The sequence below is a fragment of the Sporosarcina sp. Marseille-Q4943 genome, assembly GCF_943736995.1.
GTDB lineage: Bacteria > Bacillota > Bacilli > Bacillales_A > Planococcaceae > Sporosarcina.
Genome location: NZ_OX031157.1, coordinates 1479566 through 1498465 on the forward strand (window position 1 = coordinate 1479566; position 18900 = coordinate 1498465).

Below are 18900 nucleotides of genomic sequence, written 5' to 3' on the forward strand. Positions count from 1 at the left end.
TTCTACCGGATGATAACTTCTTGCAATCGATCCTTCCCGCCTTCTTGTTGGATGAATCGAAGTAGGACATTCCCGATTTTAATATCATTCGAATTCCCGACCTTCTGCGAAAGCAGGACTGCCCATTCTCCGATGTCTCGCAAAGGATCTTCCACGCCAAACACGCACTCCCGGATCTCCAGTTTTTCATTCTCTTCGGTCAAGGCCCCTTCTGCGCGCAACTGCTCGAGTCTAATCTCCTCGGGTGTTTCCCACTCGATGAAAAACGGATGCGGCAGCTCATCGGAAACCGGCTGATCGACAAATAGCATCTTCCACTTCCTTAGCTCTCCACCAGCTGTCCGACGCTCTGCATCCATCACGCCGGACGTCTCAAACCCTTTGTTTATAATATCCTCATTAAATTGCTCAATATTGGATACGGATAAACATATTGTCCCCCATCCAGCCTTATCCTTCAAATCATGCAGCAGCAAACGGGTCAACGGATGGTCCACTTGCTCCGCAATCTCGGGGCGTTCGACGGATAGCCATTCGACGTATGCATTTTTCACATACATCAACGCATTATATGTCCCCCATTTTTCATGCCTGCCTCCAATGATTGTTTGGTTGCCTTCATTCCTTTGCTCTTCAACAATCTCGGCAGGGCTTTTCGATGTGAAATAAACAACATGATCAAGCTTCATCTGATACATCCCCCTCTTATGAATAGATTACCATATCCAATAAAAAACGACCTCCGCAACATATGCAGGAGGTCGGTTCCATTACTTTTCTTTTTTCAATAAGACCATTGCGTCATAGAATTCCTTGTCGATTTCCGCGTTCGGACGGTACGTCATTAAGCTGACGAAATATGTCACGGCTAGACAGATAAGGAAGCCTGGCACGATTTCATAAAGAGCATCCGACAGCGCGTCGACAGTACCCCAAATTCCGACAGTGATCGCACCTGCCACCATTCCCCATAATGCGCCAGTTGCTGTCAGCTTGCGCCAATAAAGCGATAGCAAGATGATCGGTCCAAAAGCGCCTCCGAAGCCCGCCCATGCAAATGATACGAGCTTCAAGATCGATTCATTGTTCGGCCAAGCAAGCGCCATTGCAACTAATGAAACAACGAGAACCGCCATCCTGCCGAGGAACACATATCGCTTATCTGTTGCATCGGACTTAATAATTGCCTTGTACAAGTCTTCAATCAGCGCCGAAGAAGTGACGATCAACTGGGAAGAGATTGTACTCATAATAGCGGCAAGTACTGCTGCAAGCATGATACCAGCGATGAATGGGTGGAAAATAATCTGCCCTAATGCAATAAATACCGTTTCCTCATCAACAAGCTCGGCTGCGTTTTGCTGGTAATAAGCGATGCCTACAAGTGCAGTGGCAATCGCACCAAACAAACTCAGCGCCATCCAGCCAATCCCAATCCGGCGTGCGCTTTTCGTTTCCTTCACCGACTTAATCGCCATGAAACGGACGATAATATGCGGTTGTCCGAAATAGCCAAGACCCCAAGCAACGGAAGAAATGACACCTGCTACAGTGGCCCCCTTCACAAGACTAAGCATGTCGGGATTCACTTCACGGATGCTTGCAGCCGTTTCTGCGAAACCGCCTGTTAATGTCAAGCCGATGATTGGCACTAATAATAAAGCAAAGAACATCGTAAGACCTTGAACGAAATCGGTATAACTGACGGCCAAAAATCCTCCGAAAAGCGTATACGCGACAACGACTGCCGAAACGATCAGCATTCCGGAATGATAATCAAGTCCGAATGAACTCATGAAGAACTTGCCGCCGGCTACCATACCTGAAGAGACATAGAATGTGAAGAAAACAAGGATGATGATACCTGAAGCAATTCGCAGAAGTCGCGACTTATCTTTCAGCCGGCTTTCCAAATAACTTGGAATCGTAATCGAGTCGCTTGATACTTGCGTATACACGCGAAGTCTTGGCGCAACGAAAAGCCAGTTCAAATACGCACCTACTGTCAAACCGATGGCAATCCAAGCTTCCGTCAGCCCGACTGCATAAATGGCTCCCGGGAGTCCCATTAGCAGCCACCCCGACATATCTGCTGCGCCAGCACTCAGTGCAGTGACTGCAGGTCCAAGCGATCGACCACCAAGCATGTAATCATTCAAATTCGTTGTTTTCCTATAGGCGTACCAGCCGATGAAAAGCATGGATACCATATAGACAACGATAGCAATTAATTGATAGAAATCACTAGACATCTTTTCCCCTCCTGTTTCTTTTTCTATTTCTTTTTATAATATCATCTTTTCAATTAGTAAAGGAGTCTTTTAAAAATTAACTTTATTATTCCTATAATGGTATAAAATAAGACAAATTCGGGCCACTTCCTACATATTTCCTGGGAAATGAACAGCTTTCGACAGTAGAAATTGGATAAAACACCGAATGAAGAACGTTTAAGCATGGCGAAAGAGGGAATCGTCTACGTAAGGAGGCGATTTCTAATGCCTTGGACTAAAAACGATTACCCTGATTCTTTTAAAAATCTGGATTCCGATGTAAGGAATAAGGCAATTGAAATAGCAAATGCATTGTTACGCGAAGGGAATGAAGAAGGTCGCGCCATTTCCATTGCTACTGCAAAAGCAAGGGAATACGTGCTTGGTGACAGTTCCGTTCGTCCAAAATATGAAGTGAAAGCGCGTGACGAGGACTGGATTCTTATGAAAGAAAATGGCGCACGAGCGATTTTCAAGGAGGATACAAAGGATGACTTACTTGAAAAAGCGAAACCGTACGTCAATGAACATAATGGAATTCTAGCTGTCTACCACGCCGACGGATCACTCGAATCGACATTATACGAATGAATTCTCAACTCTCTTACGATGAATAAATAAACAGGTGAAGGGTTTTCCCTTCACCTGTTGCAAATCGAGTCTTTTTTACAGTTGATGGCTTAATGATTCGTCAATCGACATTTCACGAAGTTTGAACTTCTGAATCTTCCCTGACGCAGTCATCGGGTATTCGTCAGTGAACTTAATATATTTCGGGATTTTATGATGCGAAATATTGCCTCTGCAAAACGAACGTATAGCTTCCTCGTCAATCGCGGCTCCCTTTTTCGGGATGATCCATGCCATCAATTCCTCTCCATATCTCGAGTCCGGCACTCCGACAATTTGAACGTCCGATATTCCTGGATGCGTATATAGGAATTCCTCCACTTCTCGAGGGTAGATGTTTTCCCCGCCACGGATGATGACGTCTTTTATTCGGCCTGTAATGTCGATATAGCCAGCTTCGTCCATGACAGCGATATCCCCAGTACGAAGCCAACCATCCTCATCGATTGCCTCACTTGTCGCTTCCTCATTATTATAATACCCTTTCATCACATGATAGCCGCGTGTGCACAGTTCACCCGGACTACCGGCAGGCACCTTTTCTCCCGTCAACGGATCTATAATTTTCACTTCGACAAACGGATGCGGTTTTCCGACTGTCGATACACGCTTTTCAATCGGATCATCGGTTTGCGTCTGCGTGATGACCGGCGACGCTTCCGTCTGTCCGTAGCAAATCGTAATTTCCTCTGCACCCATTTCGTGGATTACTTGTTTCATCACTTCAATCGGGCAAGTGGAGCCCGCCATGATGCCGGTCCGCAATGTCGACGTGTCGAATCTATGGAAATCCGGGTGGTTCAATTCAGCAATGAACATCGTCGGCACCCCGTTAAGAGCCGTGCATTTTTCATTTTGGACCGCTTCCAATACGCGAAGAGGATTGAACTGTTCAAGGATGACCATTGTCGATCCATGCGTCACCGCAGCTAAGTTGCTCAAAACCGCTCCGAAACAATGGAAGAAAGGCACAGGAATGCAGAGTCGGTCTTTCTCGGTCAATTTCATGAAATCCCCAATGATTTTTCCGTTGTTCACAATATTGTGGTGCGTCAACATGACACCTTTCGGAAAGCCTGTCGTCCCTGATGTATATTGGATGTTGATAACGTCCTCGGGCGACATGCTCTTCTCCCGCTCAGCCAATTCCTCATCCGTAATACCGGCAGCGTGAGCGAGAAACTCCGACCATTTATATATTCCGGATTCCTCGCGATCCGTCATAAGAATAATTCTTTTCAATTTCGGCAGCTTTTCACTGGAAACGACGCCATCTTTGCTATTCTGCAGTTCCGGACAAATGGAACGGATAATGTCGATATAGCTCGTCCCTTTGTATCCTTCATCCAAAATCAATGTTGTCGCATCCGATTGTTTCAGCAAATATTCGAGCTCGTTCGCTTGGTAATTTGTATTCACCGTAACGAGGACAGCCCCCATCTTCCCTGTCGCAAACTGACTCAGCAACCATTGCGGTTTGTTATCGGACCAGATGGCGACATGCTCCCCCCGCTGGATCCCCATCCCGATGAATGCCTTCGCCAGCTCGTCAGTCTCACAATCAAACTCGTCATATGTTCTTCTGATTCCATGCTCCGGATATACATAGGCCTCTTGCTCGGGCAATGCTTTTGCCCAATCCCTTAAGACCTCGCCAACCGTTTTACTCAACAAAGACATCCATCTAACCCCTTTCTGCGAATCTATAGTTATTTACATATTATCACAAAATTCAGAAGGTGTCTTAGGTATTCCTCTTCAAAATAAGTCGTTTCACCAGTTAGGCAAAACGACTCAAGTTCTTTATTCAACAGGGAAAACACGTCCCCTTTCGTCCTTATACACGACATGATGGCGCTCGAATTTTGTCGGCGAATCCAGCCCTGCCGCAGCAGCAATCCGGAACAAACCTTCACGCATCGTCAAAATGTAATTTGTGACACGGAATTTCTTCTCCTCTACGACAAGTCCCCTTTGCAGATTTTTATCCGTCGTTGCTACACCTGCTGGACACTCATTCGTATGACACCTTTCAGCCATGATGCATCCGACCGAGATCATGAAGCCACGAGCAATTTGGACTAGGTCGGCGCCCATTGCCAAAGCGATTGCGGCTTTATCGGGCGTCGTTATTTTCCCTGAAGCGATGATTTTCACCTGGTCGCGCACTTCATATTTCCGAAGCGCGTCATCCAATAAGACGAGTGCCGACTTAAGCGGTAATCCGACACTGTCTGCCAAATCCTGATATGTTGCTCCGGATCCCCCTTCCGCTCCATCCAAGGAAATGAAGTCCGGGCCTTTGCCCATTTCATGCATGAACGACGCAAGCTCCTCCACGTCCTCCTTGCCCCCGATGACGATTTTAATCCCGACAGGCTTTCCGCCACGATCTCTTATTTGTTCGATAAAATCAAATAACGTCGGATAATCGGAGAACTGATTGAAACGGTTCGGACTGTTAATTGTCGTAAACGGAACGACATTCCGGATTTTTGCAATCTCCTCTGTCACTTTCTCCCCTTCGACATGGCCTCCCCGCATTTTCGCGCCTTGTGCCATCTTGATTTCAAATGCTTTTACTTGTGGAATTTCCGCCTTTTCACGGAGGCGCTCCCAGCTGAATTCCCCTTCCTCCGTACGAAAGCCGAATAAGCCCGATCCAATCTGTGCAATGATGTGGGCATCTCCCGCCAAATGATACGGGGAAAGTCCGCCTTCCCCGGTATTCATCCAAGCTTCTTTCGCCATGCCGATCCCTTTCGACAAGGCGGTAATGGCATTTTCACCAAGCGCTCCGTAACTCATGCCGGATTGGCCAAGCAGGCTCCGGACGTGGAATGGATGCTCGCAGTTCGGTCCGATGACGATTGCATCCTCTTCCGGCAATAGCCAAGGCAACGCAGGAATTTCCTCCCGATGCTCTTTCCTCGAGAAGAGATTATCTTCATCGACACGGTAACGCATCGTATTGATCAACTCATCGTTATCGACACGCATTTCCTCATTCTGCTTCGTGAACAGCGCATTGCGGATGTAATAGCCTGCCTCTTCAAAATTACGTTTTGATCCGAAACCGATAATGCTGTTCAAATACTTCCCGGGAAGCACCATATGCAAATATTCTTCCCGGTTGAAAGGCTTCCCTTCATGATCAGCGTTGAACAAATACTGACGGAGCTCAGGTCCCGTCTTCTCCAGCACATATCTCATCCGTCCGAGCACGGGATAGTTCCGTAGAATCGCGTGCTGCTTCTGTCGTTTGTCATAGAAGTAAAGATAGATTGCGACTGAAATAGGAATGATGACTAAAATAAGGACGAGCAAAGTTGTCGTCAACGAAATGCCTTCAAACCAGCCCATGAGCACACCCCTTTCCTATGCGTTTCGTGTAGTGTAACATGAACATATTCGAACATTTTGAAAAACGAAATCTTGTGGAGGGATACATATGGTCATCGAATTACTGACATCACACGCATCCGTACGAAAATACAAGGACATTCCCCTATCAAAGGAAGACGTCCAAGAACTCGTCCATGCAGGCCAGCATGCGGCGAGCTCCCACTTCGTCCAAGCCTACTCTGTCATCCACGTAACCGATCCGGAGAAACGGGAACAACTGGCCGACTTGTCGAAGAATAAAAGGCAAATCCTCTCAGCTGGAGCCGTACTTGTCTTCTGCGCGGATTATTGCCGATTGGCAAAAGCAGCCGCATTGCACGGCAAGGAAATCGATTATTCCCACGCGGAAAACGTGCTCGTCGGCTCGATCGACGTTGCGCTCTTCGCCCAAAATGTCGCAATCGCCGCAGAGTCGAAAGGATATGGCATCTGCTATATCGGAGGCGTCCGAAATGCGCCGGAGGAAATCAGCAATCTATTAGGACTCCCGGACGGCGTCGCACCAATGTTCGCGATGTCGATCGGAGTTCCCGACGAAGCGAACGAAGTGAAACCGAGATTGCCAGTAGAAGCGATCATCCATGAGAACAGCTATGACGCTGCCAAATATGACGATATTCTTCCAACCTATGACCAAACGATGCACGACTATTACTTAAACCGCGGATCGAACCAGAAGGATACAGCCTGGTCCGTGCAAATGGCCGACTTCCTCGCCGAACCAAGACGGACATATATGAAAGAGTTTTTGGCGAAACGTGGATTTACGTTTAAATGAAACACTGAATGCATTAAATACGCATAAAGCGTCCCAAAAACGCATAAAATGGTATTCTCACGCATAAACGCAATAATCGACGCATAAATTCGCAGAAAAGCTCATAAATCGGATAACTTGCGCATAAAACGAAATTTCAACGCATAAACAGATTTCACTTCAAGGGATTGGTCAAATGCCAATCCCTTGTTGTATTCTTATATATATATTTGTCCGAAAAGAGGTCCAGCATTATGCAATTTGAAGAACTTGTGGAGAAACTTGTCCTCCGAATCGAGGAAGGGTCATTCATTCACGGGACGATCAGTCAGCCCCGCTACAAATCGACCGGCCTTCAGAAAGTGAAATTGAAGCCCGTAGAAATTAAGAAAGAAGTCCATATACAATTTGAATATCACTACGAACGTATTTTGAAACATGAAAATATAAAAATCCCAGATATTCAACCCGCTCTCAAACAACTACTGGAGCAATTCAAGCAAATGCAGGCAGAATTCACGGATGAGAAAGTTCATATCCAGCTGACGAAAAAATTCAAAGTTTCCTGGAAAGGCGAGAAGACGGCTACGACGAAAACAGTCGACTTGTCTCATAACCGGAAAAAGAATTATCTTTTGGACGATGAAACTCCTTATCCTTTCCTCATCCGTCTCGGCGTTCAATCGGCGGAAGGCAAGGTGAAGAAGCAGAAATACGATAAGTTCCGGCAAATTAATCGCTTTGTCGAATTCATCGACGATGCGCTCGTCCACTTGCCGAAAGACCGTCCCGTCCGCATTTTGGACTTTGGTTCCGGCAAATCGTATTTGACGTTCGCCCTCTATCACTATTTGCATATCGAAAAGGGATTGGATATCCAGGTGACAGGTCTTGATTTGAAAAAGGAAGTCATTGAAGAATGCAATTTGATCGCGAAGGATCTGGGCTATGAACAGCTGGAGTTCCTCGTTGGCGATATTAACGATTATAACGAGGAAACGTCCGTTGACATGGTCGTCACGTTACATGCGTGTGACGTTGCAACAGACATGGCTTTGGCGCGCGCAGTCAAATGGGGAGCGGAAGTGATTTTAAGCGTCCCTTGCTGCCAGCACGAACTGTTCTCGCAAATCCAATCCCCTGCTCTTGAAGTGATGCTCCAGCACGGGCTCATTAAAGAACGCTTTTCCGCACTTGCGACGGACTCCATCCGGGCTGAACTTTTGAAGCTCGTTGGGTACGATGCACAGCTGCTAGAGTTTATCGATATGGAGCATACGCCGAAAAATATTTTGATCCGGGCTTATAAAACAGGCAAGAAACCAACTTCTAGTTCCATCGCAAAATACGAAGCCTTTCGGGACTTGCTGAACGCGAAACCGTTTTTGGAAAGGGAATTAAAAGAAGCGGGATATATACAATAAAACACGCGCTCTCTCTGAGGAGTTGAAATAATGCCTACTTACAACAAGCTCGTACGTGACTTCATTCCCCATATTATTGAAAGCTCAGGGAAAACGTGTACGACACGCATCATGAATGATGATGAATTCATAACGGAGCTCAACAAGAAAATGCATGAGGAACTTGCTGAATACGAAACTGCGGAGACGGCTGAGGATGCCATCGAAGAATTGGCTGATTTATTAGAGCTGATCAACGCGGCTGCTGTTGCCCACGGATCTAGCTTTGATGAGTTGGAGAAAGTCCGTCTGCAAAAAGCTGAAAAGCGTGGAGGGTTTGACGAGAGGATTTATTTGATCGATGTTGAAGATGAGTGAATTGTAAGGGAATCGGATGCGTCCAATTCCCTTTTCAATACTCAAAAAACCGCCTCCCGATTCCTCAGGCAGGCGGTTTCTTGATGTTATACGGATAATAATTCCTCTTGCGTGTCAATGAATCCGTTATAAATTTCCAAATCGTACTCATATGACGCTCGATATGTCGACAGACTGTGCGCTTTCACTTTTTCAAAGCTGTCTCCATCGACGATTTCAAAAAAGCTGTTCAGTATTTCGGCATTGGCCCATGCAGTTTCTTCAAAGGCGATGTCGGTTTCATGCTCTTCTATCACCATCGTCATGAGAGGCAGATCCGTTGGCCTCTTTTCAGCCGCAGCTTGTTTTTTCATAAGCATGATTTCTTTCGTACGGTCGAGTGAGTCAAGCAAGGCTTTGCGATCCATCGCATGCCCAAGCTCGTGGATGGTCAAAATACGGAGATACGTTTCCAGTGGCATCGGTTCGGGGAGTTCCTGGCAGGCCTTTTGTACCCGGGCAATGTCGACAATCACTTCATCTTTGATGAAATCATACATCATATTAACACCCGTGCGTTCCTGTTTCAGCTCCACATCCATGTTTACGGCATAGATGGTCGATTCGATTACAGCGACGATTTGCGATACCGTCATTCGTTCTTTCATTCTCTTTCCCATACACCCTTTACTGTTTAGATTCTATCTATGTTAGCCAGTTTGGCATTTATGCATTTTTCATTCAAGAGCTTTTCACATGCAACTTTTTTATTATAATTAAATAAGGGATTTTTTTCAATAGTAAAGTCCCAATATCCACCAAATTGTCAAAAACCTGCTAACTGACTAAGTTGGCAGGTTCGTGATTTTTAATTATTTCATTTTAACCCGACGTCCATGAATACATATCCGTCTCGCTCATGCCGACCTTTGAACTCGATAGGCACACGTTTCTCGAAAATCGGTCCGTCTACAACGACTGTATGGAATTCCCCCGATTCCCCGCATGAATCAATGCCTAGCGACTCTAGTTCGTTCATTAATTCAATCGTGAATTCACGCCCTATAAATTGCGCAGGCATCATCTTCGTATTGACAACAACTATATACGCCTCAAAGCCTGCGTTGACGAATTCCTCCAACAGCTTCCGGCGCGATTCCATCCATAGTGGGTGGATTGCTTTCATGCCGACTTTGGCACATGCCGTTTGCACCCAAGTCAAATGGTCTTCTAGGTCGATATCTCCGAAAACGCCATTTGGAATTCCTGCATCGACACATTCCTTCATTGCGTCTAAAAATTGCTCTTCATACCCATTCCAGTCCGCTCCGCGGATCATCAAAGGAACACCGATGCTTTCCGCCTGCGCTTGGATAATTTCCAATGGCAATGCATGAGATTTTGATCGCTCTTTATCCTCTTCGAACATTGTCCAAATCCGTTTTGCGACTCCACCTGCTTGAAGTGCACGATAATACGCCAGCGTCGAGTCTTTCCCGCCACTCCATGAAGCGACGAAAGGTTCATTGTTCATCTGCAACACGACTCCTTACGTTATATTGCTAAAATAATATGATGTATATATTCGTTGAAACATGTGAATCCAGTACGTTCATAAATAAAATTAGTCCCCAGGCGTGATAGCGTTCGGGGACTTTTCTTATTCTGCCGCTTCTAATGAGTAGCCGTTTATTCGTAAATCATCAATTGTCTTCCTCAATTGCTTCAAATGGCATTTCTCGTACAAGCCGACGACCGGGAACCATTGTTCCAGTGGAATCAATCCTAGGTTCGGATGCTTGAAGGACTTATCACGCAATTGATCTTTGCTGCAGCCATCATAGACATCGAGCAAATAGATTCTTGAGTTATGAAGTTCTTCTTTAATATCTGCAATCGTCTTATACGTATCTGTCGGTTGTGTTTGCAAAGGGAGTTTTCCTTTGACGAGTAAGCTTCCGGAAAGGACGATCATTTTCTTGGAGGCCCTTTGACTATTCGGGTTCTTCAATTCTCCCGAAATTTTTGATGCTATATAAGTTTCCATCAATGCGAGGTGTTCCAAGATCTGTTTCGGAGACCAACCTCCTGTTGACGGAGTTGCATTAAATTCGTTATCAGTCAACCCATCGAGGGTGTGGTAAATTTTTCTTCTGATTTTGTTATTCCCCTCTAAAACCATTATATCTCTCCTTATATAGAACGAACTAGGGGCATTCAATTTTACTCCCACAGCATACGCCTTTTTGAAGAAAAATTAAAGTGATAGAATCATATTCAGAAAAATAAGATGTTGGTTAAAATTGTAATTGAACTAGTTATGAGAGTTTGGAAGGATTTATGCGTATTTAGAAGCAATTATGAGGCTTTCGCGCGATTTATGCGTCAATCTAGTGGTTTATGCGTTTCTAGGATGATTTATGAGTATGTGCAGTGAATTATGCGCCTTTGGAACAATTTATGCTTCTTTCAATGAGTTTATGCGCCGCAAGAGAAAAACGCTCCACCCAGCTAGGATGGAGCGCTCAGAGTGTAGACAGGATAACTAAGTATATCCTCAGCCTGATTGAAAACGCTTGTCAAGGAAGGCAACCTAAGAGCGCCACGTCCTGTGGCGACGGTTGCATGACTCGCATCCTGCGAGCCCGCTCGAAGTGGAGCGAAGACGCGAATAGAACTAAAGTTCATGAGCGGACGAGCGATTAGGGAAGGCATCCTAAGGGCGCCGCGTCTTGAAAGTGCCTTAATTTCTGCAAAGAACGCAGAAATACGGCAAATCGAACCCTTCGCCGTTCGATTGGCAACGGATGCATGACCTACTTCCTGTAGGCCCCAACAACGGATGCGAGCGTTTGTCAACAGGCTGAGCGCTGTGTTTATACAGGCATCGGCGTATCTGTCGGTTCTGCGTAGCCTTCTTTGTAAGTATCGTCAATGAATTCACGGATTTCCTTCATGGACTTTCCTTCTTGTTTCATTTGCACTGATTGAACGGCAATTTCCAAGCAGACGAGGCAGCGTGTACCGTGGTCGTCCCAGACGACGGAGCCGTCTTCACGGATCTCATCGACGAAGCAGTTCAAGTTGCTGCCATGGCCGGCACTTTCCCCACAACCGCAGTAGCAAGGCATATAGGCTAGTATATCTTCAGCTGATGCCGCCATTTGGTAGACGAGGCGCATGTCTTCGGGCTTGTCATCCAAAAACTTCGGCAAGACTGCGGCCGACTCGGTCACTTCCTGCAGATCGCCATTCGGCAAGTGCCTTTCATGGCCCACTTCCAGATGTTCCTTTTCCGTGTGCTGTTGCGCCTTGTCTCCGCATGCGGATAGGACAAGGACCAATATGAACATGATTGACGTAAGGCTTTTCTTCATCCATATCGACTCCTTTATAAGTTACTTGTCCTTCCATCATAGCGGAGATTGATACATAGCACGGTTACAAATTTGTGGACATTGCATCCCGTTTGTTTTTCTTCTGCTTAATCCAATAGCGGATGCCCTTTCCAGCTAGCGGTTCGTCGGAAAACCGCGGGATGACATGCAGATGGGCGTGCGGAATCGATTGCCCGCCCACTTCGCCTGTATTCCAACCGACTGTATAGCCATCATGGCCATAACGCTCTTCTAAATAACTCTTTGCTTTCAACAGGAGCTCTTGCGTATCCCGCCACTCATCCGCCGTCAATGAAAACACATCGACCGCATGCCGTTTCGGAACGATCAAGCCGCTTCCTTCCAGCACTCTTTGCTCGGAAGGCTTTTGGATATAGGCGCATGTCTCCGTCTCAAAAATGATTTGCTGCTCCGAATCTGCGGTCAAGTTGCAGTAAGGGCAATTTTCTTTATACATTTTACCGTCCAATCATCTTGGAAGGATCCACGTATTCATCGAACTGCTCTTCTGTCAAAAGGCCGGTTTTGAGCGCGGCTTCCTTCAATGTCGTGCCTTCTTTATGCGCTGTCTTCGCGATTTTCGCTGCATTTTCATAACCGATATACGGATTAAGAGCAGTTACGAGCATAAGCGAGTTTTTCACTTTGCTATCAATCTCTTCCCGGTTCGGTTCGATTCCGACCGCGCAATTGTCATTGAAGCTGCGCATGCCGTCTGCAAGTAGTTTTGCAGATTGCAGGAAGTTGTAGATGATGACCGGCTTGAAGACATTCAATTCAAAGTTCCCTTGGCTTGCTGAAAATCCGATGGCCGCGTCATTCCCCATCACTTGCGCAACGACCATTGTGAGTGCTTCACTTTGTGTCGGATTAACCTTGCCTGGCATGATGGAGCTGCCTGGTTCATTTTCCGGAATGGTGATTTCGCCGATCCCTGACCGCGGACCGCTCGCTAACCACCTTACATCGTTCGCGATTTTCATCAAATCCGCTGCAAGTGCCTTCATCGCGCCATGTGTATAGACGACTTCGTCATAGCTTGTGAGGGCGTGGAATTTATTTTCCGCCGATGTGAATGCGATACCGACCGATTTTGAAATCTCTTCAGCCACTTTCTCACCGAATCCTTTTGGTGCATTCAATCCTGTACCGACAGCAGTTCCGCCGATGGCAAGTTCCTTCATCGATTGGACGCTCTCGTTAAGCATCTTTTCCGTCTTCTCAAGCATACGATGCCAACCGCTAATTTCTTGGCCCAATGTAAGCGGCGTCGCGTCTTGCAGATGCGTACGGCCGATTTTAATAATGTCCATGAACTCTTCAGCTTTATTGCCAAGCGTTGCCTTCAATTCTTGTAGAGCTGGCAGCAATTCACGTTCAACCGCGATAACGCCCGAGACATGCAGTGCTGTCGGGAATGTGTCGTTGGAGCTTTGAGATTTATTCACATCATCGTTCGGATGAAGACGCTCTTCTTCGCCCCACTCCTCTAACAGCTGATTGCCGCGGTTCGCTAGCACTTCGTTCATATTCATGTTCGATTGCGTCCCACTGCCAGTTTGCCAGACGACGAGCGGGAAATGGTCGTCCCATTTGCCTTCGATCACTTCTTCAGCAGCCGCCACGATCGCTTTCATCTTCGCGTCTGATAGATTGCCGAATGAGTTGCTCGCAATTGCGGTAGATTTTTTCAAATGGGCGAACGCACGGATGACGCCGAGCGGAATCCGTTCTCCACCGATTTTAAAGTTCTGCTTGCTCCGCTGTGTCTGCGCGCCCCATAACTTATCCGCTGGTACTTTGATTTCTCCAAATGTGTCATGCTCGATACGATATTCCATTTTCCCTCCGCCTTTCAATAGATAATTCAAACTCCTCCTTCTATCATGCACTTTTTTAGAGTTGAAATAAAATGAAAAGACCCGGTTATCCGAGTCTTTCAAAATCAGGCCAATTTCTTTTCCTGGAATATTTCTATAAATCTATCCACTACTTCCGGATGGAATTGTGTCCCTCTGCCCCTTTTCAGTTCCGCAAACGCCTCTTCGACCGTCACCGCTTGTTTGTAGACGCGTTCTGTTATCATGGCGTCATAGGCGTCGACGACTGAGACGATGGCGGCTTCCAAAGATATTTCGTCCCCTTTCAATCCATAGGGATATCCTTTGCCGTCAAATCGCTCGTGATGCTGTTCGACGATGAATGCGGCATCTTTCAACCACTCCACTGGATGGGCGCGCATAATGTTTGCACCGATCAAGGAATGCGATTTCATTGTTTCCCACTCATCCGCCGTAAGCTTTCCGGGTTTGTTCAAAATCTCAAGTGGAATCGCAAGCTTCCCGATATCGTGGAAATAGGAACCCCACCGCAGCAATTTGAGTCTGCATTTCGGCTGGTCCATCCGTTTCCAAACTTCAATGGCGTATTGCCTAATTCGATCGCAATGGTGATACGTGTAGCCATCCACTCTCGCAACAGCATCCATTTCGGTTTGCAGAGTCTGCGTTTCGAAAAATAGTTGTTCATAGAAATCGGCATCCATCTTCATGAGGATCTCTGCGTCGGATGTTCCGTAAAATGTGACGATTGCGTCGTAACAGGAAGCGTCAAGCGTTTCTCCGATTTGCAGTTTCTTACGAGTACCGCGGTATTCAATTTCGACTTCTCCATCCAATAACGTGTACGTTTCGACAATCGTGTTCTTTGAGTTGTATTGGGCACAGAAAGATCCCCCTTCATTCAAAGAAAAGAGGGCTTCCGCAACGTTATTCCAACGACCCATAATCATGATTTGTCCGGACGTCATGCGTAAAACGGGGTACTGGCCATCTGTTTGGCGGTGCGTGTAGTTTCGAGTTGTTCCCATAGGCATCCTCCGTCAAGCAGGTTTCGACTATATTCCACGTGTTTCTACTATTATAACGGAAAATGCAAGGAACTTCTATAGTTATTTTTGAATACATGGAATATACTTTCTATTATAACTCCTGCCTCAATGCCTGAATGACATCAATCTTTGTCGCTTTGCGAGCTGGGCGCCAGCCGGAAATCATGGCGACCGAAATGCTGATTGCGGATGCTATGACGACGAGTTGCCATGGAATGATGGAAAAAGTGATATCTAAGCTTGCGATTTCTTCTTCCCCGAGCGCAGATGAAACGATAATCGGCAAAACCATATTGGCGATGAAACTAACACCGTAAGAGATCACGACTGCGATGACTGTTCCTATTATTCCAATCCATGCACTTTCCATGAGAAATAGTCTTTGGATCAGTTTCGGGCTAGCCCCGATTGCTTTCATGACGCCGATTTCTCGTGTTCGTTCCGTTACAGCCATCGTCATCGTGTTGAATATTCCGATGGAGGCAATTAAAATCGCGATCGTGCCGACAAATACGAGGCCTGCTTTAAATGCCAGAAAGAAGACATCCAGTTGCTCAAGCTGATCTGCAATGGAGTAGACGGCAAACCCTTCCTCTTTGAGTGACTTGCTTAGCGCAGTGACATTTTCCAGATTATCTGCATACACATTGACGTTCCCGTAGAACAATTCGCTGTCCGCATCCTCTACGTGGGTGAGGAAAATCTGATTCAAATCAGGCATGATGGCCGCGTCCGCGTAAATATTAAAGTCCATTACCCAATCTTTCGCAGGCTCTTTTGCAATACCAACGATAGTCAATGTTGTTTCTTCTGGGAACAGTTCTTTTTCTTCAAACAATCCCATTTTGTATGTGAACTGTTTGCCGATAATTGCTTCCTTATAGGTTGAAGGTTCCGCTTCTCCGTCGTCCGCTTTCGGTTCAATCAGATTTTCGGCGAAATGGTTTCCGACGACGACTTCATGTTTATTCTCCGGCAAGCGCCCCTCTTGCAAGGCGAAGCCCACTTTTGCTTCCTCTTGGAATTCCGTGACCGTCATGTTATGGCTGCCGATGAACCCGTCCAATTCCGTTTGCTGGTTAATGCTAACAGACTGGCGAAAGACGACCGCTTTCACACGATCCCGTTTTTTAAGTTCCTCCACTTTAGTCTGATCCATATCACTCGAGTACACTTCAATTTGATTCACTAACCGATTGTCGAGTATTTCATTTCGCATCGTGTCGTGGATGCCAAATCCGACGGATGCAAGGACAATCAAGAATGCTGTGCCCATCGTTGCAGCGAGGATCGTCATGAAGACGCGGAGTTTATTCTTTTTAATATGTTGCCGTACGAAATCGATCTGATCGTTAAATTGCATGTGCGCCACCCCCTTCTGTTAACTCACCGTCGTGCATGCGGTACATGCGGTCGGCCGTCTCCGCCACCGTGTCATCATGCGTAATGATGATAAATGTAATGCCGCGGGACTTATTTAGCGCTTTGATGAGCAGCAGGATGTCCTGCTCCGTCTCCGAATCGAGACTCCCCGTCGGCTCGTCCGCAAAGATGATCGGCGGATCGGTGATGAGCGCACGCGCTATGCTCACACGCTGTTGCTGTCCACCTGATAATTCATTCGGATAATGGTCTTGCACCTCTGTCAAGCCGACAAGCTGAAGAAGTTGTCGGACCTTTTCCCGCCTTTCCTTTTTGGAAACTCCAGCGAGTTTCAATGGCAGCTCCACATTTTCAAACGCCGTGAGACCCGGCATGAGCTGGAAGTTTTGAAAAATGAAGCCAAAATGATCAAGGCGGAATTTCGCGCTCTCCACCTCATTGAATGCTGACGTTAGCGTATCTCCTATTCGGATAATACCTGCATCCGGCTTAAGGAACCCCGCCATTATATGGAGCAATGTCGACTTCCCCGACCCGCTCCGCCCGACAATCGAAACAATTTCGCCTTTGTCAATCGTGAAGGATAGCCCCTTCAGCACCGGGACATGCCTCTCCTTGCCTTTCTTGCCAATTTTAAATGAATGTGTCAATTCCTGAACTTGTATCATGGATTTCCCTCCAACGTTGTAACTGTTTCTCATTGTACGGAGAGAATCTTAAGGAGAAGTGAGGAGAAGTATGAAGAAATTCTTAAGATGATTGCGCTAATGCCTTTACCAATTAAAAACACCCGGTCCGCATTCGTGGACCGGGGGTTTCAGTAAAACTTATTCTTCATCAACAGACTTCGGTTTAACTGCGGTCGGCTTTGTTGTACGAAGCTCTTCCGCCAGATTATCGAGGCTTGGACGTAGGTTGTTCTTCCCGACGTAGCTCTCCATCATTTCCTTTACGTCGATGCCTGAAGAGGCTTTCAACGATTCTTGCAATGTCGACATCAAATTCGTTGCGTACGATGTCACTTTATTGGCACCGCCGCCTTCACCGCCGCCCGTGTCAACCACCGTAATCTTATCGATATTCGAAAGCGGGCTTGCAACTTGTTTCGCGTATTCCGGAATCATGCGAACGATCATATCAAGCACAGCTGCCTGGCCGTATTGTTCGAACGCTTCCGCGATTTTGCGTTTCGCTTCCGCTTCCGCAAGACCTTTTAAGCGGATGACATCGGCTTCTGACTCACCTTGCGCACGTTGCGCATCGGCTTTTGCCAATCCGTCGAGGCGGATTTTTTCAGCTTCCGCAGCAGCACGAGCTTCGATGCGATATTTCTCTGCTTCCGCTTCAGCCATCTGGCGAGACTTATCCGCAGCTGCGTTTTGCTCGATCGCATAACGGTCCGCATCGGCCTTTTTCTTAACCTCGGAATCGTACTGCTTCTCACGACGCAAGATCTCTTTCTCTTCCAACTCGATTTGCTTTTGGCGCTCGATGATTTTGACTTGCATCTCCTGCTCCGTAACTTCTTGCTTTGCACGTGCGGATTCGAGCTCATACGCTTGGTCGGCGCGCGCTTTCGCGATATCTTGCTCGCGGCGGTAATCAGCGACTTTCAACTGATTTTCCTTCTCCGCTTCTGCGATTTCCGTAGCACGCTCGATTTCCGCTTTCTGCGCTTCCTTCGACGCTTCAGCGTTCTTGATGCGCGTCTCTTTTTCAGCTTCGGCCGTTGCAATGTCGGCGTCCCGTTTCACTTGGGCGATACGCGGTTTACCGAGAGAATCCAAATAGCCGTTTTTATCGCGTACATCTTTAATTGTGAATGAAACGATGACTAGCCCCATTTTAGCAAGGTCTTGTGATGCGACACGTTGTACTTCCTGAGAGAACTTATCACGGTTCTTATAAATCTCTTCCACCGTCATCGATCCTAGAATGGAACGCAAATGTCCTTCCAGCACTTCCTTCGCTTCATTTTCGCGGTCGGCTTTCGATTTTCCTAAGAACTGCTCTGCCGCCGTCGCGATTTCAGAAATCGATCCACCGATCTTAATGATGGCAGTTCCGTCGGCCATGACGGGAACTCCTTGTTCCGTGTACACTTCAGGCGTCGTCACTTCCAATTTGCTTGAAAGCAAGCTGAGCGGTTCCGATTGCTGGAACACCGGGAAGACAAACGTTCCCCCGCCACGGATGATTTTGATTCGGTTGCCCGAGTCATCCGTATGTACGTTTTTCGATCCTAAATAACTACCCGTGACGATTAGCGCTTCATCCGGCCCGACCGTCTTATACTTCGAAATGTAGACGAGTATGACGGCCAGCAAAATGAACACGACAATCCCGATGACAATAAACACTCCTGAAAATCCTGGCATTCTGATTCCCCCTTAACAAAATTAGT

At 46.8% G+C, this 18900-nt stretch carries 18 protein-coding genes; 4 read left to right on the forward strand and 14 right to left on the reverse strand.

Features of this window, described 5'->3' with window-relative positions; translation table 11 throughout:
• Positions 1-2: 2 nt before the first annotated feature.
• Both NIT04_RS16390 and putP read right to left on the reverse strand, forming a co-directional pair.
• The gene (locus NIT04_RS16390) at positions 3-689 is read right to left on the reverse strand and encodes a VOC family protein (RefSeq protein ID WP_252504595.1); all 687 of its coding nucleotides are present in this window, start codon (positions 687-689) and stop codon (positions 3-5) included.
• 81 nt (positions 690-770) lie between these two features.
• Positions 771-2252, reverse strand: coding sequence for a sodium/proline symporter PutP (gene putP, locus NIT04_RS16395; protein ID WP_252504596.1), 1482 nt, complete (start codon positions 2250-2252; stop codon positions 771-773).
• Positions 2253-2498: 246 nt separating this feature from the next.
• Here putP and NIT04_RS16400 point away from each other — a divergent pair, with 246 nt between their 5' ends.
• Entirely contained in the window at positions 2499-2864 is a 366-nt protein-coding gene (locus NIT04_RS16400) for a hypothetical protein (RefSeq protein ID WP_252504597.1), read from the forward strand.
• A 75-nt stretch (positions 2865-2939) separates the two neighbouring features.
• On the opposite strand, the gene NIT04_RS16405 is transcribed toward NIT04_RS16400, so the two are convergent.
• On the reverse strand, positions 2940-4583 hold the full coding sequence (locus NIT04_RS16405; RefSeq protein WP_252504598.1) for an AMP-binding protein: 1644 nt from the start codon (positions 4581-4583) through the stop codon (positions 2940-2942).
• 123 nt (positions 4584-4706) lie between these two features.
• Positions 4707-6266, reverse strand: a complete 1560-nt coding sequence (locus tag NIT04_RS16410; protein ID WP_252504599.1) for an FMN-binding glutamate synthase family protein — start codon at positions 6264-6266, stop codon at positions 4707-4709.
• Positions 6267-6354: 88 nt separating this feature from the next.
• Between NIT04_RS16410 and nfsA the strand changes: the two genes are divergently transcribed.
• The 3 genes from nfsA to NIT04_RS16425 all read left to right on the forward strand — a co-directional run bounded on the left by nfsA (position 6355) and on the right by NIT04_RS16425 (position 8846).
• Positions 6355-7086: an oxygen-insensitive NADPH nitroreductase gene (nfsA, locus tag NIT04_RS16415; RefSeq protein WP_252504600.1), complete on the forward strand. Its 732-nt coding sequence runs from the start codon at positions 6355-6357 to the stop codon at positions 7084-7086.
• A gap of 233 nt (positions 7087-7319) precedes the next feature.
• Positions 7320-8489, forward strand: a complete 1170-nt coding sequence (locus NIT04_RS16420; protein WP_252504601.1) for an SAM-dependent methyltransferase — start codon at positions 7320-7322, stop codon at positions 8487-8489.
• Positions 8490-8519: 30 nt separating this feature from the next.
• Complete coding sequence (locus NIT04_RS16425) at positions 8520-8846, forward strand: nucleoside triphosphate pyrophosphohydrolase (RefSeq protein ID WP_252504602.1); 327 nt, start codon at positions 8520-8522, stop codon at positions 8844-8846.
• An 86-nt stretch (positions 8847-8932) separates the two neighbouring features.
• Here the strand turns inward: NIT04_RS16425 and NIT04_RS16430 are convergent, their stop codons facing one another.
• From NIT04_RS16430 to NIT04_RS16475, 10 genes are all read right to left on the reverse strand, one after another.
• Positions 8933-9493 carry an integrase gene (locus NIT04_RS16430; protein ID WP_252504603.1) on the reverse strand — a complete coding sequence of 187 codons (561 nt, stop codon included), beginning with the start codon at positions 9491-9493 and terminating at the stop codon, positions 8933-8935.
• A 209-nt stretch (positions 9494-9702) separates the two neighbouring features.
• A complete protein-coding gene (locus tag NIT04_RS16435; RefSeq protein ID WP_252504604.1) occupies positions 9703-10359 on the reverse strand; it encodes a diphthine--ammonia ligase in 657 nt (218 codons plus the stop codon).
• A 126-nt stretch (positions 10360-10485) separates the two neighbouring features.
• Positions 10486-11007 carry a DinB family protein gene (locus tag NIT04_RS16440; RefSeq protein ID WP_252504605.1) on the reverse strand — a complete coding sequence of 174 codons (522 nt, stop codon included), beginning with the start codon at positions 11005-11007 and terminating at the stop codon, positions 10486-10488.
• A gap of 694 nt (positions 11008-11701) precedes the next feature.
• Positions 11702-12202, reverse strand: a complete 501-nt coding sequence (locus tag NIT04_RS16445; RefSeq protein WP_252504606.1) for a PCYCGC domain-containing protein — start codon at positions 12200-12202, stop codon at positions 11702-11704.
• 64 nt (positions 12203-12266) lie between these two features.
• Positions 12267-12680, reverse strand: a complete 414-nt coding sequence (locus NIT04_RS16450; protein ID WP_252504608.1) for an HIT family protein — start codon at positions 12678-12680, stop codon at positions 12267-12269.
• A gap of 1 nt (position 12681) precedes the next feature.
• A complete protein-coding gene (gene fumC / locus NIT04_RS16455; protein ID WP_252505133.1) occupies positions 12682-14064 on the reverse strand; it encodes a class II fumarate hydratase in 1383 nt (460 codons plus the stop codon).
• A 104-nt stretch (positions 14065-14168) separates the two neighbouring features.
• On the reverse strand, positions 14169-15092 hold the full coding sequence (locus NIT04_RS16460) for an HD-GYP domain-containing protein (protein WP_252504609.1): 924 nt from the start codon (positions 15090-15092) through the stop codon (positions 14169-14171).
• Between the two features lie 112 nt (positions 15093-15204).
• The gene (locus NIT04_RS16465; RefSeq protein ID WP_252504610.1) at positions 15205-16476 is read right to left on the reverse strand and encodes an FtsX-like permease family protein; all 1272 of its coding nucleotides are present in this window, start codon (positions 16474-16476) and stop codon (positions 15205-15207) included.
• Entirely contained in the window at positions 16466-17164 is a 699-nt protein-coding gene (locus tag NIT04_RS16470) for an ABC transporter ATP-binding protein (protein ID WP_252504611.1), read from the reverse strand. The genes NIT04_RS16465 and NIT04_RS16470 overlap by 11 nt, the downstream gene beginning before the upstream one ends.
• A gap of 159 nt (positions 17165-17323) precedes the next feature.
• On the reverse strand, positions 17324-18874 hold the full coding sequence (locus NIT04_RS16475) for a flotillin family protein (protein ID WP_252504612.1): 1551 nt from the start codon (positions 18872-18874) through the stop codon (positions 17324-17326).
• Positions 18875-18900 lie beyond the last annotated feature (26 nt).

Coding starts and splice junctions, on each gene's coding strand:
- NIT04_RS16475 (WP_252504612.1), bottom strand. CDS start 18,874: ATGCCAGGATTTTCAGGAGTGTTTATTGTCATCGGGATTGTCGTGTTC.
- NIT04_RS16440 (WP_252504605.1), bottom strand. CDS start 11,007: ATGGTTTTAGAGGGGAATAACAAAATCAGAAGAAAAATTTACCACACC.
- NIT04_RS16405 (WP_252504598.1), bottom strand. CDS start 4,583: ATGTCTTTGTTGAGTAAAACGGTTGGCGAGGTCTTAAGGGATTGGGCA.
- NIT04_RS16390 (WP_252504595.1), bottom strand. CDS start 689: ATGAAGCTTGATCATGTTGTTTATTTCACATCGAAAAGCCCTGCCGAG.
- NIT04_RS16445 (WP_252504606.1), bottom strand. CDS start 12,202: ATGAAGAAAAGCCTTACGTCAATCATGTTCATATTGGTCCTTGTCCTA.
- fumC (WP_252505133.1), bottom strand. CDS start 14,064: ATGGAATATCGTATCGAGCATGACACATTTGGAGAAATCAAAGTACCA.
- NIT04_RS16430 (WP_252504603.1), bottom strand. CDS start 9,493: ATGAAAGAACGAATGACGGTATCGCAAATCGTCGCTGTAATCGAATCG.
- NIT04_RS16460 (WP_252504609.1), bottom strand. CDS start 15,092: ATGGGAACAACTCGAAACTACACGCACCGCCAAACAGATGGCCAGTAC.
- putP (WP_252504596.1), bottom strand. CDS start 2,252: ATGTCTAGTGATTTCTATCAATTAATTGCTATCGTTGTCTATATGGTA.
- NIT04_RS16465 (WP_252504610.1), bottom strand. CDS start 16,476: ATGCAATTTAACGATCAGATCGATTTCGTACGGCAACATATTAAAAAG.
- NIT04_RS16435 (WP_252504604.1), bottom strand. CDS start 10,359: ATGAACAATGAACCTTTCGTCGCTTCATGGAGTGGCGGGAAAGACTCG.
- NIT04_RS16410 (WP_252504599.1), bottom strand. CDS start 6,266: ATGGGCTGGTTTGAAGGCATTTCGTTGACGACAACTTTGCTCGTCCTT.
- NIT04_RS16425 (WP_252504602.1), top strand. CDS start 8,520: ATGCCTACTTACAACAAGCTCGTACGTGACTTCATTCCCCATATTATT.
- NIT04_RS16420 (WP_252504601.1), top strand. CDS start 7,320: ATGCAATTTGAAGAACTTGTGGAGAAACTTGTCCTCCGAATCGAGGAA.
- NIT04_RS16470 (WP_252504611.1), bottom strand. CDS start 17,164: ATGATACAAGTTCAGGAATTGACACATTCATTTAAAATTGGCAAGAAA.
- nfsA (WP_252504600.1), top strand. CDS start 6,355: ATGGTCATCGAATTACTGACATCACACGCATCCGTACGAAAATACAAG.
- NIT04_RS16400 (WP_252504597.1), top strand. CDS start 2,499: ATGCCTTGGACTAAAAACGATTACCCTGATTCTTTTAAAAATCTGGAT.
- NIT04_RS16450 (WP_252504608.1), bottom strand. CDS start 12,680: ATGTATAAAGAAAATTGCCCTTACTGCAACTTGACCGCAGATTCGGAG.